Genomic DNA, 14,218 nt, shown 5'->3' with positions numbered 1-14,218 from the left:
CCGCCGCAAGGCAGAACACGCGAAGATGGGACTGCGAGCATCATGGGTCAGCCTCCGGCAATGGCGGTGAAGAGGTGAAGTTCGTCCCCGTCATTGAGACGGGTCTCGGCCCAGCGGCCACGGGGCAGCACGGCGCCGTTGAGGGCCACCGCTACCCCCTGAGGGGGAATCTCCTGCACCGCCAGCAGCTCAGTCAGGCGCTGGCCGGTGGGCAGCGTCAGCTCGATATCGTTCAATCGGATCTTCATGGTTAATTCTCCAGGGCCGGGTGGGTGCTGCCGCAGACCGGGCAATCGGGGTCGGGAGCCAGCGTGAGGGTCTGCCACTGATGGGTCAGGGCATCAAACCGGCGCAATGTGCCCGCCACCGGGCTCGGCATCCCGAGCAGCATTTTCAGTGCCTCCAGCGCCTGCAAAGAGCCCATCACCCCCACCAGCGGGCCGGTGACACCGCTGGTCTCGCAGCTCTGACTCACCTTGGTATCCAGCGGATAGAGGCAGGCGTAGCAGGCGTGATCGCTGCTGGTACGCACCATCAGCTGCCCCTGCCAGCCCACTGCGGCGGCACAGACCCAGGGCTTGCCCTGGGCCACGCAGGCGGCGTTGATGGCCTGGCGGGTGGCGAGGTTGTCGCAGCAGTCGACAACCAGATCCACCTCGGTCACAAACGCCGGCAGGCTGGCGGCATCGAGTCGCTGATTGATGGCAATCAGCTCCACCAGCGGGTTGTGGGAGGACAAGCGCTCGCGGGCCAGCTCCGCCTTGGAGTGGTTGACCGCCTCGCTATCGAACAGGATCTGGCGCGGCAGATTGCTGGAGTCCACCGTATCGCCATCGGCCAGCCACAAAGTGCCCACCCCGGCCCCGGCGAGATAGAGGGCGAGCGGCGAGCCGAGCCCGCCGAGACCGACGATCAGCACGGACTTATCCTTGAGCCGCGCCTGACCGGCTTCCCCCACTTCCGCCAGCATCAGCTGGCGGCCGTATCTCAGATACTCTTTGTCACTAAGAGAAGCGGCATCAGAGCGCATGTTCTGCCTCCCGTATCACGCAGGCCGAGCGCGGTTCATCCCCCGCCCCCACGGCAGCGAGCAGCCGCTCGGTCGCCCCCTGCCAGTCATCGCTCGCCGTGATGGCCGAGACCAGCGCAATGCTGCCGACCCCGCTTGCCTTGACCGCCGCCACCCGCTCCTCGCTGATGCCACCGATGGCCACCGTGGGCCAGCCGCACATCAGGGCGCGGTAGTGGTGCAGCCGTGCCAGCCCCTGGGGGCGCGAAGGCATCGCTTTGGTGTTGGTCGGGAAGATATGGCCCAGCGCGATATAGGAGGGGGCCAGCTCGCGGGCCCGCATCAGCTCGAAGTAGCCGTGGGTGGAGATGCCAAGACGCAGCCCCGCCGCCTGAATGGCGGCGAGATCGGCGGTCTCCATATCCTCCTGCCCCAGATGCACGCCCCAGGCGCCCGCCTCGATGGCTTGCTGCCAGTAGTCGTTGATAAAGAGCCGCGCCCCATGGCGGCGACCGAGCGCTACCGCATCACGAATGGCCGGCGCCACCTCTGTGGCGGGCAGATTCTTGATCCGCAGCTGGATGGTCTTGACCCCGGCCCCCAGCAGGCGTTTGAGCCACTTGACCGAGTCCACCACCGGATAGAGGCCGAGGTGGTGCTCGGTCGGCGCAAAGGGGCCCTGCGGCAGACGGGCGCTGCTCGCTTCCATCCCTTCAACAGAAAAGAGGCCAAAGCGGCGATCGAGCGGTGAGCCCGCCAGCACGGCACGGGGGAAGTGGGCAAGATCAGCAGGCCAGCCGAGATGGGCGATGGGCCCCGGGCCTGCCCCCACCCCCTGCGCCGCCGCCAGCCCCTGTTGCAGGTAGGCACGCGCCAGGGTGATGGCGTCCTCCACCGGATAGTCCTGCGCCACCACGGCGGCGATGGCGCTGGCGTAAGCGCAGCCGGTGCCGTGGCCGTGGCGGGTATCGAGGCGCGGCGCGGCGAGCCAGAATTCGCGGGTCTCATCCTGGTAGTAGTCGAGGCAGAGATCCCCGCCCCATTCAAGGTGGCCCCCCTTGACCAGCACGGCGCGAGCGCCGAGTTCGCGCAGCCGCCGGGCGGCGAGGCGCACCAGCTCGGGACTGGTGGCGGGCAGGCCGGTCAGGGCTTCCAGCTCGGGACCATTGGGGGTGATCAAGGAGAGGCGCGGCAGCAGGTGCTCGCGCACCGCCACCAGCATGCCGGGCTCCGCCATGGGGGTGCCGGTGCTGGCGATGGCCACCGGGTCGTAGACCACGAAGGGAGCCTCGACGGTCGACAACCTGCGTGCCAGCACCTCCACATGCAGCCGGGTCGGCAGCAGGCCTATCTTGATGGCGGCGGGTGGCAGATCCAGCCCCAGGGCATCGATCTGGGCGGCGAAGGTCTGCATCAGCACGGGGTCGACCATCTTCACCGCCACCGAGTTCTGGGCCGTGATGGCGGAGATGACGGAGCAGCCGTGCACGCCGAGGTCATGCATCGTGTGCAAGTCGGCCTGAATGCCGGCCCCGCCGCCGGAGTCGGACCCGGCGATGGTCCAGACCACGGGGCGGGCCTGCGTCACAGGCGACAGGTCGGCGGGGCTGACAGCCCCGCGCTCGCTGCTCACGCCTCCTCCCCTGCGGCCTGCTTCAGGGTCGCCGCCTGATGGTAGATCTCGCCGCCGGTCTCCTTGAAGGTTTCCGCCATGCGGGCCATGCCGCTCTCCACCTCGGCCACCACCCGCTCCTGCTGACCGTCCATGCCGACCAGCTTGATCTCCACGGCTTCCAGTTTCGCCGCATAATCGCGCACGTCCTGGGTGATCTTCATGGAGCAGAACTTGGGCCCGCACATGGAGCAGAAGTGTGCCACTTTGCCGGACTCCTGAGGCAGGGTCTCGTCGTGGTAGGCGCGGGCGGTGTCGGGATCCAGGGCCAGGTTGAACTGATCCTCCCAGCGGAACTCGAAGCGCGCCTTGGACATGGCGTTGTCGCGGATCTGGGCGCCCGGGTGGCCTTTGGCCAGATCGGCGGCGTGGGCTGCGATCTTGTAGGTAATCAGCCCCTGCTTCACGTCCTCCTTGTTGGGCAGGCCCAGGTGCTCCTTGGGGGTCACGTAGCAGAGCATGGCGCAGCCGTACCAGCCGATGAGCGCGGCGCCGATGCCGGAGGTGAAGTGATCGTACCCTGGGGCAATGTCGGTGGTGAGCGGGCCCAGGGTATAGAAGGGCGCCTCGTGGCAGTGCTCCAGCTGCTCGGTCATGTTGCGCTCGATCATGTGCATGGGTACGTGGCCGGGGCCCTCGATCATCACCTGCACGTCGTACTCCCACGCAATCTTGGTGAGCTCGCCCAGGGTGCGCAGCTCGGCGAACTGGGCCTCGTCGTTGGCGTCATAGACGGAGCCCGGACGCAGACCGTCACCCAGCGACAAGCTCACGTCGTAGGCGGCGCAGATCTCGCAGATCTCGCGGAAGTGCTCGTAGAGGAAGTTCTCCTTGTGGTGCGACAGGCACCACTTGGCCATGATGCTGCCACCGCGCGAAACGATGCCGGTGAGGCGCTTGGCGGTCATCGGCACGAAGCGCAGCAAGACGCCGGCGTGGATGGTGAAGTAGTCCACCCCCTGCTCGGCCTGCTCCAGCAGGGTGTCGCGGAACAGCTCCCAGGTGAGGTCTTCGGCGATGCCGTTGGTCTTCTCCAGCGCCTGATAGATGGGCACGGTACCGATGGGCACCGGGCTGTTGCGCAGGATCCACTCGCGGGTCTCGTGGATATAGCGGCCGGTGGAGAGATCCATCACGGTGTCGGCGCCCCAGCGGGTGGACCACACCAGCTTCTCCACTTCCTCTTCGATGCTGGAGGTGACCGCCGAGTTGCCGATGTTGGCGTTGATCTTCACCAGGAAGTTGCGGCCGATGATCATGGGCTCCGCTTCCGGGTGGTTGATGTTGCTGGGGATGATGGCGCGACCGGCGGCCACTTCATCGCGCACGAATTCGGGGGTGATGTTCTGGGGCAGTCTGGCGCCAAAGCCCTGACCCGGGTGCTGGGTGCGCAGGAGCTCGGAGCGCACCCGCTCGCGGCCCATGTTCTCGCGCAGGGCGATAAATTCCATCTCGGGGGTGACGATGCCTTGGCGGGCATAGTGCAGCTGGGTGACCCGGCGGCCCGGCTTGGCACGGCGGGCGCTCGGCAAATGTTCGAAACGCAGGTGATCCAGCCCCTCGTCCGCCAGCCGCTCCTGAGTGAAAGTGGAGCTCAGCCCGTCCAGCGCGTCGGTGTCAGCACGCTCCAGCACCCAGGCTTCGCGCAGGCGCGGCAGACCACGGCGCACGTCGATGGGGGCGGCCTCTTCCCCATAGGGGCCCGAGGTATCGTAAACCGGCACCGGCTCGTTGGGCTCGAACTGGGGAGCCTCCTTGGTGCCGCCGACGAAGGTGTCGGCCAGCTGGATTTCCCGCAAAGGCACCCGGATGTCAGGGCGAGAACCCTGGATAAAGATGCGGCGGGAGTTGGGGTGAGCCATCCCCTTGAGGTTGTCGATAAAGGTCTGGGCGCTGGAGCGCTGCTCGCGGCGGCTGGATTTGGTGGTATCAGAAACATTGGTAGACATAGCAAAACTCACATTAACTGGTTGAAGTTATGGGTGTTTGCTTGTCTGGAGTTCGAGGAGAAGATGAACTTGCGGCGGGGTGTGCTCAGGGGAGTGAGTCGGGCATGGATCTTCCCTGCTCTGCCGTCCCGGTGTTTCCCTAGTCTGGAAACCCGGCGCCCTAAGGACAACCGGACGGGACAACCTCCCCCTGTGCGCCTGTGCCAGCCAGAGGCGGTCTGCCTCCAGCTGGCGGGAAGGTGTGCCTTCCCCGGCGCGGTAACCCGCAAGTTACCCTTGTTTCCCTTCGCAGGTCTTAACCTGATCAGGTTCCACGGATCCCGAATTAACGGTCTCAGCTTAGCGTCGTTCGACGGTCAGCACTCCGACAAGATGTGCGCCAGTATAAGTGGGGAAATTTAAAGTACAAGCCATTAACAAGGGGAAAGGGAGAGAGGTCTCACTCTTCGGCGTCGAGGGGATCCTCGGGGTCAGGAATGAGGATGTCGGTGAGGCGGCCCTCTTCATCCCGGCTCAGCACCAGGCGGCGACCCGGTTGCAGATCGGCGGCGCTGCCGTTGATCCAGCGAGTGTCAGCATCAAACACCAGCACGCCGAGATCCTGTAGCAGCAATGCCTGCTGATTATGGGTGAGCAGTCGATCCTCCGCCCGCCGCCAGCTGGCCCCGAGCGCCGGATCCGGCGCCCCGTCGAGCACCCGGATCGTCTCGGCGACGCCGTAGCGGCTCAGGATCGCGAGGTGCATGCCGGGCACGAGCCCGTCCGGCTGCGCCACGCCGTGCAGTTCGGCACTGCCGAGCTCCAGCTCAGCCCCCTGGAATTGCAGGCGCACCCCGTCGTTGTGCTCCAGCTCCACCAGCCAGAGCTCGGCGTCGTCGGCAAGGGTGCAGAAGGGCAACAGCAGCAGGCAGAGTGCGGTTCGGGTCATGGCAGGCGGTCCGGGGTCACGGGGTGAGGTTTAACTATGGCCCCGGACGGGCAATTTTTCCCGGTCCGCCCTGACCGGTCAGTCATCCTCTCGGCACTGGCTCAGGCGCATGCCGTCAAACTTGCACTCCAGCTCCAGCCAGCGTCCCTCGAACGGGGAGAGGCTCCCATCCGAGGTGACATAGCCCCAGATCCGTCCACCTTCCACCGGCCCTTCCAGCTCCATCTCGTCCTCCTCCTCCAGCGCCTCCACCTCGCGAACGAGCCGCCGCGCCCCTGCCGCCGTCTCCTGCACGACCCCTTCCAGATCGACCCAGGTCCCGCCGAGATCGTCCTCATCCAAGCCATCCTTGAAGCGGGTGCGCTCATCGATCACGAAGGGAATGCCATTGACCATCAACTGGCCAAGCTGCCAGGTGGTGCGGCCCGTGAGCTTGAACTCGGCCGCCTGCACCAGACCAAAAGGCAATAGAATCAATAACCAGAAGGCGCAGAGAGACTTCTTCATCGGGGATCCTCGGGGTTACACTGGCACACAGGATGACCCATCCGGTGTGAAATGGCCGTGAAATAGCGGCACAGACCAGGAGATCAGAGCATGAAAATACTGGTGGTGGAAGACAGTCCCCAGGTGGCGGAGACCATCATGGACTATCTGGCGCTGGCCGGGCACAGGGTGGACTGCGCCTATCATGGCCAGGCCGCGCTGCAACTGCTGGCCCAGGAGCGCTTCGACGTCATCATCATGGACGTCATGATGCCGCGCCTCGACGGCCTGCGTACCGTGGAGCGGCTGCGTGCGGACGGCATCGCGACCCCGGTGCTCTTTCTCACCGCCCGTGACAGCCTGGAGGACAAGCTGGCAGGCTTTCGGGCGGGGGGCGACGACTATCTGGTCAAGCCGTTCGCCATGGAGGAGCTGGAGGTGCGCCTGGAGGCCCTCAGCCTGCGTGGCCCCAGAGGGGACATGGGCGTGCTCTGCTTTGGCGATCTGACGGTGGATCCCGCCAGCGGCCGCACCACCCGCGCCGGGGTGGAGCTCAAGCTCGGCAAGCTCCCGTTCCAGATCCTCACCCTGCTGGTGAAGCGCGCGCCCCAGCTGGTGACGCGCCAGGAGGTGCTCGACACCGTCTGGGGCGACGAGGAGCCCGACTCCGACGCCCTGCGCAGCCACATCTATGCCCTGCGCAGCGCCCTCGACAAGCCCTTCCCCACCCCCATGCTGGAGACCCTGCACGGCCAGGGCTATCGGCTGGTGACCCCATGACGAACCCGACGCCGCCCCTTGCCTCCGGCCTGCCGAGCCTGCGCCGGCGCCTGGTGCTGGCGCTGGGAGGGGCCGGTCTGCTGCTGCTGGTGATCCTGAGCCTGCTGATGGTGGTGGCCGAGAACAAGATGGAGGAGCTGAGCCTGCGCCACTGGCTGGAGGCGGAGGCAACCCGCTATGACGACGACTGGTTGCGCCTCGGCATGGCTGCCCCCGCCCCCAGCCCGCGCCAGTTCTCCAGCTACTGGACAGAGGCGGGCCGCCTGCCCGCCTGGCTCAAGGCCTACCAGAGCCCCGGCTTCTTCGAGCATCAGCTGGGCCGGGAGGACAAGCACTTCCTGGTACGCGCCCACCCCTCGGGTCAGGGGCTGCTCTATCTGGTGTTCAACGACGATGCGGACGACTACCTCGACCCTTACGAAGCCAAGCTGCATCTGGTGACCCGCCTCATCGGTCTGGCCCTGCTGCTGGGGAGCCTCGCCTTCGGCATCTGGCTGGTGCGTCACATCACCAGGCCGCTGGAGCGGCTGCGCCAGCGAGTCGCCCACCTGACCCCGGATCGGGGGGACTTCGTGCCCGATGCCCCCTGGCAGGAGCTGCGAGAGATAGAGCAGGCGCTGCTGGCGGGCAAGCACGAGGTAGCCGCCGTGTTTGCCCGTGAACAGGAGTTCAGCCGCTTTGCCAGCCACGAGCTGCGCACCCCCAACATGGTGATCCAGGGATCCGCGGCCCTGCTCGGCAAGGTGAATGACCTGCCCGCCCCGGCAGCCCGCGCCGTCAGCCGCATCCGCGCCGCCGCCGACGAGATGGCCCTGCTCACCGAAACCTTCCTGCTGCTGGGACGCAAGGAGGCCGTGGAGCGCCCGCCCCAGCAGGTGGCGCCGCTCATTCGCCGGGAGCTGACCCGCCTCGCCCCCCTGCTGCAACGGGAGACGCTGGACATTCGCCTGCAACTGGACGAGGAGAGCGAGGTGCAGGCCCCCCTCTCCCTGCTCGCCATCGCCCTCGGCAACCTCTTGAAAAACGCCCTGAGCTACGCCGAGGGGCACATCGAGATCACCCTGCACGAGCAGGTGCTCACCATCAGCAACCCCACCGCCGCCGCGCCGGATCAGATCCTCGGCTACGGCTGCGGCCTCACCATCATCCAGCGCATCTGCGAGAAGCTGGGCTGGCAGATTGAGACCCATCTGGTGGAGGGGGTCTTCAGCGCCCGGCTGGTGATGATCCCCGGCGCCCCCGGGGCGGCATAACCCCCTCATTCCCGGCCCTTCTTCCCGGCTGTTCAACACAGTGGGAGAAGGGAGACAGTTCCCGGCAAGCCCGCTGCCTTCCAGCCCCCCCAGATAGCAACAAGGCGCCCGAGGGCGCCCTGTGTTTACCTGTCTGACACTCGTTTGGGACTCATTCCGCCGGCTTGTGCTTGCGGCTCGCCTTGAGCTCGAGGAACTCGATGATCTTGCCCGCCACGTCCTTGCCAGAAGCGGCTTCCACCCCCTGCAGGCCGGGGGAGGAGTTCACCTCCAGCACCAGCGGGCCGCGGGCGCTTCGCAGGATGTCCACCCCGGCCACGTCCAGCCCCATGATCTTGGCGGCCTGCACGGCGGTGGCACGCTCTTCCGGCGTGATCTTGATGGCTTCGGCGGTGCCGCCCCGGTGCAGGTTGGAGCGAAACTCCCCCGGCTGGGCCTGGCGGCGCATGGCGGCCACCACCTTGCCGTTGACCACCAGGCAGCGGATATCGGCGCCGTTGGCCTCGCGGATGTACTCCTGCACCAGGATGTTGTTGTTGGTCTGGATAAAGGCCTCGATGACGCTCTCGGCGGCCTTCTGGGTCTCGCACAGCACCACGCCAATCCCCTGGGTGCCCTCCAGCAGCTTCACCACCAGGGGGGCGCCCCCCACCATGGTGATGAGATCCGGTACGTCGTGGGTGCTGTGGGCATAGCCGGTCACCGGCAGGCCGATGCCGTGGCGAGAGAGCAGCTGCATGGCGCGCAGCTTGTCCCGGGAGCGGGAGATGGCCACCGAGCTGTTGAGAGCCATGGTGCTCATCATCTCGAACTGGCGCAGCACGGCGGTGCCATAGAAGGTGATGCTGGCACCGATGCGCGGGATCACGGCGTCATAGCTCTCCAGCTCCCGTCCTTCGTAATGGATGGAGGGGCTGTGGGAGGCGATGTTCATGTAGCAGCGCAGGGTGTCGAGCACCTCGACCTGATGCCCACGGGCCCGGGCCACCTCGACCAGACGGCGGGTGGAGTAGTTGTTGGGCTCACGGGATAAAATGGCAATATTCATGGAAATGGCAGACCTGATAATCGGACTGGAGAGTATAAGGTGCCATGAACGACTGGCAACGCCAATCCTTTCCCCTCACCATGCGCGGTTCTGCAAGAACGGGCAAAAACCGAGAGTGCTGCACTCAAGAACGGACCGTTCTGCAAGACGGCGCCAGCCACCAGCCCTCATGCCGGATGGCGCACAGCGACGTCAATGGGGGCCGCGCAGCCCTTGTTGCAACTCAAGCAGCAGGGCGACCTCCTGCAAACGGCGCGCCGTGGTGCCGGCCCAGCCTCCCAAAGGCACGGGGGCCAGCAGGGTCTGGGCGATGCAGTGGCGATAGAGGGGCCCCTCATGTTGCCAGCCCCGCATCCCGTCGACGTCGTGATGGTGCAACCACTCCAGGTTGCCGCAGCGAAGCAGCTCGATGCGCCGCCCGTCCTTGAGGTGCAGGCAAAGCCCCTTCTTCTCCACCCCGGGACCGGCATACTTGTCGAGCCAGAGGGTCAGGGGCACCCCTGCCGCCTCGCCGCGCAGGCAGGCCCGCCCCTCGGCGGTCTCCAGATCCCCGCGCCGGATGGGCTGCCCCAGCCGGTCGCAGACGCCCTCCGCGATCAGGTGCAGGCGGTCGTCCCCACCCAGGGCCACCAGCAGCTCCCGGATCATCGCCAGCAGATGGGTACCGATGTCGAGGATCACCCCGTCTGGATGGCGCAGGACCCGCCGATCCGGCTCCCCGGTGGCGAAGTTGAGGGCATAGGGATGCCCCGCCTCGTCCAGGCCGCAGGGTTCCAGCAAAAAGCCCTCCACCGCGCTGATATCGGCGAGGGTGGCCAGCCCGACCCCGGCGCCCTCTGGTTCCCGAGGCTGCCAGCCTTCATCCAGTTTGCCGCTCAGCAGCAACTGCTGGACGGCATTGCGGGCCATCCAGTGATCCAGCGCCAGCACCCTGGCTGCGACCTCGGGGTCCGCCAGCAGGGCGTGCAGACGATCGTGCTGGGCCAGGGTGGCCACCACGGGTTTCTCCACCAGGATGAGGGGAATGGCGCTGGCCAGTGCCTGTTCCAGCACGGGCAGATGCAGCAGGGAAGGGGTGGCGATCACCAGCCGATCCAGGGGTTCGGCCAGCAGGGCTTCCAGGGTCGGGGCGGACATGACGCCGGGCAGGGTGATGGCGGGATCAAAACCCCATATCTCGGTATTTTCCGCCAGTGCGGCAAGTGCAGGCAGATAGGCTGTCTGCACCACGGCCCCCAGACCGACAAATCCAATCTTCATGGCAACCTCGATATGGCGTGCGTACCCGGCGCCTGCCCCGCACCGCGTGAAGCGGGGCAGACGGGGATCAATGCAGGTTGGGTCCCAGCCAGCGTTCGGCCTCTGCCAGGGTCATCCCCTTGCGCATGGCGTAGTCTTCCACCTGGTCCTGCTGGATCTGGGCCACAGCGAAGTATTTGCTGTCGGGGTGGGAGAAGTACCAGCCGGATACCGCCGCCCCCGGCCACATGGCGTAGGACTCGGTGAGCTGCATGCCGATGGCCTGCTCCACGTCCAGCAGCTCCCAGATGCTCCCCTTCTCGGTGTGCTCCGGGCAGGCCGGGTAGCCCGGCGCCGGGCGTATTCCCTGGTAATTTTCACGAATAAGCTCTTCGTTGCTGAGCGCCTCGTCCGGGGCATAGCCCCAGTGCACCTTGCGCACCTGCTCGTGGAGGTATTCGGCAAAGGCCTCGGCGAGGCGATCGCACACCGCCTGGATGAGAATGGCGTTGTAGTCGTCGTGGTCCGCCTTGTAGGCCTTGGCGATGGCCTCCTCGCCGATGCCGCCGGTCACCGCGAAGGCGCCGATCCAGTCGGGCTTGCCGCTCTCTTTCGGCGCCACATAGTCTGCCAGACAGTAGTTGGGGAAGCCCTGCTTCTCGCTCTGCTGGCGCAGGTGGTGCAGCACCTTGCGCACCTGGGTGCGGGTCTCGTCGGTGTAGACCTCGATGCTGTCCCCCACGGCGTTGGCGGGGAACAGGCCGACGATACCGGCGCAGCGCACGCTCTGATCCTTCTCCAGCTGATCCAGCATGGCGTTGGCGTCGGCGTAGAGGCGCGTCGCCTCCTCCCCCACCACCTCATCTTCCAGGATGCGGGGGAACTTGCCCGCCAGCTCCCAGCTCAGGAAAAACGGCGTCCAGTCGATGTAGGGGCGCAGCACAGAGATGGGCACGTTTTCGAAGGTCTGCACGCCGGGCTCCCGGGGCGCCGGGGGCTCATAGCCCACCCAGTCCAGCTGATGGCGGTTGGCGCGGGCATGGGCCAGGCTGACCGGCTTGGAGCGCGGCTGCTTGCGGGCATGCTGATCCCGGGCAATCTCGTACTCCTTGTCGATGCGGGCGACGAAGGCGGGCTTGAGCTCCGGGCTCAGCAGGCTCTGGGCCACCCCCACGGCGCGGGAGGCGTTGGAGACATAGACCACGGGCTCGGAGTAGTTCTGCTCTATCTTCACCGCGGTGTGGGCCTTGGAAGTGGTGGCTCCGCCGATGAGCAGCGGCAGCTTGAACCCCTGACGCTCCATCTCTTTGGCCACGTGCACCATCTCGTCCAGGGACGGAGTGATGAGGCCCGACAGGCCGATGATATCGGCGTTCACTTCCCGGGCCGTCTTGAGGATGGTCTCGCAGGAGACCATGACCCCGAGATCCACGATCTCGAAGTTGTTGCACTGGAGCACCACCCCGACGATGTTCTTGCCGATGTCGTGCACGTCGCCCTTGACGGTGGCCAGCACGATTTTGCCGTTGCTGGAACCGCCGGACTTCTCCGCCTCGATGTAGGGTTGCAGGTAGGCCACCGCCCGCTTCATCACCCGGGCCGACTTCACCACCTGGGGCAGGAACATCTTGCCGGCGCCGAACAGATCGCCCACCACGTTCATGCCGTCCATCAGCGGCCCCTCGATGACGTGCAGCGGCTTCTCGGCCTGGGCGCGCGCCTCCTCGGTGTCCTCCTCGATGAAATCAGTGATCCCCTTGACCAGGGCGTGTTCGAGCCGCTTGCCCACCGGCCAGCTGCGCCACTCCTGATCCCGCGGATCCTCCGCCTGGGCACCCGCGCCGCGATACTTCTCTGCGATGGCCAGCAGCGCCTCGGTGGCGTTGTCGTTGAGGTTCAGCACCACCGCCTCGACCTTCTCTTTGAGCTCGGCCGGGATGTCTTCGTAGATGGCAAGCTGGCCCGCGTTGACGATCCCCATGTCCATGCCGTTCCTGATGGCGTGGTAGAGGAAGACGGCGTGGATGGCTTCGCGCACCGGCTCGTTGCCACGGAAGGAGAAGGAGACGTTGGAGACGCCGCCGGAGATCATGGCGTGGGGCAGGTGCGTTTTGATGTCCTTCACCGCTTCGATGAAGTCCACCGCGTAGTTGTTGTGCTCGTCGATGCCGGTCGCCACCGCGAAGATGTTGGGGTCGAAGATGATGTCTTCCGGTGGGAAGCCGACGCGGTCCACCAGAATGCGGTAGGCGCGCTGGCAGATCTCGAACTTGCGGGCCCGGGTATCGGCCTGGCCCACCTCGTCGAACGCCATGACGATGACGGCGGCGCCGTAGCGGCGCAGCAGTTTCGCCTGCTCGATGAATTTGTCCTCCCCCTCCTTCATGGAGATGGAGTTGACCACCGGCTTGCCCTGCACGCACTTGAGGCCCGCCTCCAGCACCTCCCACTTGGAGGAGTCGATCATCACCGGCACCCGGGCGATGTCCGGTTCCCCGGCGATGAGGTTCAGGAAGCGCACCATGGCCGCCTCGGCGTCCAGCATCCCCTCATCCATGTTGATGTCGATGATCTGGGCGCCGTTTTCCACCTGCTGCTTGGCCACATCCAGGGCCTCGTCGTAGAGCCCCTCTTTTATCAAGCGCTTGAACTTGGCCGAGCCGGTGACGTTGGTCCGCTCACCCACGTTCACGAACATGGAGTCCGCCGTGATGATGAGAGGCTCCAGGCCCGACAACCGGCAGGCTACCGGCAGATCCGGCAGGGCGCGGGGCTTGATGCCCGCCACGGCGTCCGCCATGGCGCGGATGTGGGTCGGGGTGGTGCCGCAGCAGCCGCCCACCAGGTTGAGAAAGCCGCTTTGGGCCCACTCGCGGATATGCTCCGCCATCTCGACCGCGTCCAGATCGTACTCGCCAAACGCATTGGGCAGACCGGCGTTGGGGTGGGCGCTGACATGGGTCTCGCTGATGCGGGACAGCTCCTCCACGTACTGGCGCAGCTCGTCCGGCCCCAGCGCACAGTTGAGGCCGAAGGAGACCGGTTTGACGTGGCGAAGGGAGTGGTAGAAGGCCTCGGTGGTCTGGCCCGAGAGGGTACGACCGGAGGCGTCCGTGATGGTGCCGGAGATCATCACCGGCAGGCTGTAACCCAGCTCCTCGAACACCAGGTCCACCGCGAAGGCGGCCGCCTTGGCGTTGAGGGTGTCGAAGATGGTCTCGATCAGGATGATGTCGGCACCGCCCTCGATGAGGGCGTGGGTCGATTCGGTGTAGGCGGCCACCAGCTCGTCATAGGTGACGTTGCGCTTGCCCGGATCGTTCACGTCCGGCGAGATGGAGGCGGTACGGTTGGTGGGACCCAGCACCCCTGCCACAAAGCGCGGCTTGGCCGGGTCTTTGGCCGTCCACTCGTCCGCCACGGCGCGGGCCAGGCGGGCCGCCTCCCGGTTTATCTCGGCCGAGAGCGCTTCCATCTCGTAGTCCGCCATGGCGATGCGGGTGGCGTTGAAGGTGTTGGTCTCGAGGATGTCGGCCCCGGCGGCACAATACTGGTCGTGGATCTCGCGAATGACGGCGGGACGGCTCAACACCAGCAGGTCGTTGTTGCCCTTGATGTCGGTATGCCAGTCGGCAAACCGCTCCCCCCGATAGTCCGCCTCACCGAGTTTGTAACCCTGGATCATGGTGCCCATGGCCCCGTCGATGATCAGGATCCGCTCCTTGAGACAGGCTTCCAGCCTGGTTGTGACATCCGCTTTCTTGTTCGACTCTCTGCTCGACACCGCTCGTACCCCTTACATCCATGCAACTGCGTGATGCCCATCCTAGCAGCAATCAAATTAAATGGAAATC

Annotated in this window: 11 protein-coding genes and 1 riboswitch; of the genes, 2 read left to right on the top strand and 9 right to left on the bottom strand. The window is 66.0% G+C overall.

All coding sequences use genetic code 11. From position 1 onward, the window contains the following. Positions 1-47 precede the first annotated feature (47 nt). From thiS to ACPW74_RS21710, 6 genes are all read right to left on the bottom strand, one after another. Entirely contained in the window at positions 48-248 is a 201-nt protein-coding gene (gene thiS, locus ACPW74_RS21735) for a sulfur carrier protein ThiS (RefSeq protein ID WP_039040452.1), read from the bottom strand. A gap of 2 nt (positions 249-250) precedes the next feature. Then, positions 251-1,030: a HesA/MoeB/ThiF family protein gene (locus ACPW74_RS21730; RefSeq protein ID WP_128318150.1), complete on the bottom strand. Its 780-nt coding sequence runs from the start codon at positions 1,028-1,030 to the stop codon at positions 251-253. After that, positions 1,020-2,642 carry a thiamine phosphate synthase gene (gene thiE, locus ACPW74_RS21725; RefSeq protein WP_104451990.1) on the bottom strand — a complete coding sequence of 541 codons (1,623 nt, stop codon included), beginning with the start codon at positions 2,640-2,642 and terminating at the stop codon, positions 1,020-1,022. Before thiE ends, ACPW74_RS21730 begins: the two co-directional genes overlap by 11 nt. After that, positions 2,639-4,630, bottom strand: a complete 1,992-nt coding sequence (gene thiC, locus ACPW74_RS21720) for a phosphomethylpyrimidine synthase ThiC (protein WP_279981017.1) — start codon at positions 4,628-4,630, stop codon at positions 2,639-2,641. The genes thiE and thiC overlap by 4 nt, the downstream gene beginning before the upstream one ends. Positions 4,631-4,893: 263 nt before the next feature. After that, positions 4,894-5,007: riboswitch (TPP riboswitch) on the bottom strand. 62 nt (positions 5,008-5,069) lie between these two features. Next, a complete protein-coding gene (locus ACPW74_RS21715; RefSeq protein ID WP_042015341.1) occupies positions 5,070-5,558 on the bottom strand; it encodes a hypothetical protein in 489 nt (162 codons plus the stop codon). 78 nt (positions 5,559-5,636) lie between these two features. Next, on the bottom strand, positions 5,637-6,065 hold the full coding sequence (locus ACPW74_RS21710) for a hypothetical protein (protein WP_029313554.1): 429 nt from the start codon (positions 6,063-6,065) through the stop codon (positions 5,637-5,639). 90 nt (positions 6,066-6,155) lie between these two features. On the opposite strand from ACPW74_RS21710, the gene ACPW74_RS21705 reads away from it, so the two are divergent. Both ACPW74_RS21705 and ACPW74_RS21700 read left to right on the top strand, forming a co-directional pair. Beyond that, entirely contained in the window at positions 6,156-6,824 is a 669-nt protein-coding gene (locus tag ACPW74_RS21705; protein ID WP_279981016.1) for a response regulator transcription factor, read from the top strand. Then, a complete protein-coding gene (locus ACPW74_RS21700; protein WP_104451994.1) occupies positions 6,821-8,077 on the top strand; it encodes a sensor histidine kinase in 1,257 nt (418 codons plus the stop codon). The genes ACPW74_RS21705 and ACPW74_RS21700 overlap by 4 nt, the downstream gene beginning before the upstream one ends. Positions 8,078-8,228: 151 nt before the next feature. On the opposite strand, the gene rimK is transcribed toward ACPW74_RS21700, so the two are convergent. From rimK to metH, 3 genes are all read right to left on the bottom strand, one after another. Further along, positions 8,229-9,125, bottom strand: coding sequence for a 30S ribosomal protein S6--L-glutamate ligase (gene rimK / locus ACPW74_RS21695; RefSeq protein ID WP_010672657.1), 897 nt, complete (start codon positions 9,123-9,125; stop codon positions 8,229-8,231). A 192-nt stretch (positions 9,126-9,317) separates the two neighbouring features. Further along, positions 9,318-10,385 (bottom strand): Gfo/Idh/MocA family oxidoreductase, encoded by a 1,068-nt coding sequence (locus ACPW74_RS21690; RefSeq protein ID WP_279981015.1) that lies wholly within the window; start codon positions 10,383-10,385, stop codon positions 9,318-9,320. A gap of 67 nt (positions 10,386-10,452) precedes the next feature. Continuing rightward, positions 10,453-14,148 (bottom strand): methionine synthase, encoded by a 3,696-nt coding sequence (gene metH, locus ACPW74_RS21685; protein WP_279981014.1) that lies wholly within the window; start codon positions 14,146-14,148, stop codon positions 10,453-10,455. Between the last annotated feature and the right edge of the window lie 70 nt (positions 14,149-14,218).

The sequence above is a fragment of the Aeromonas sp. INTO2 genome, assembly GCF_049860605.1.
Classification (GTDB): Bacteria; Pseudomonadota; Gammaproteobacteria; order Enterobacterales; family Aeromonadaceae; genus Aeromonas; species Aeromonas caviae.
The sequence above is the reverse complement of the archived record's forward strand: the minus strand, read 5'-3'. Positions and strand labels throughout refer to the sequence as shown.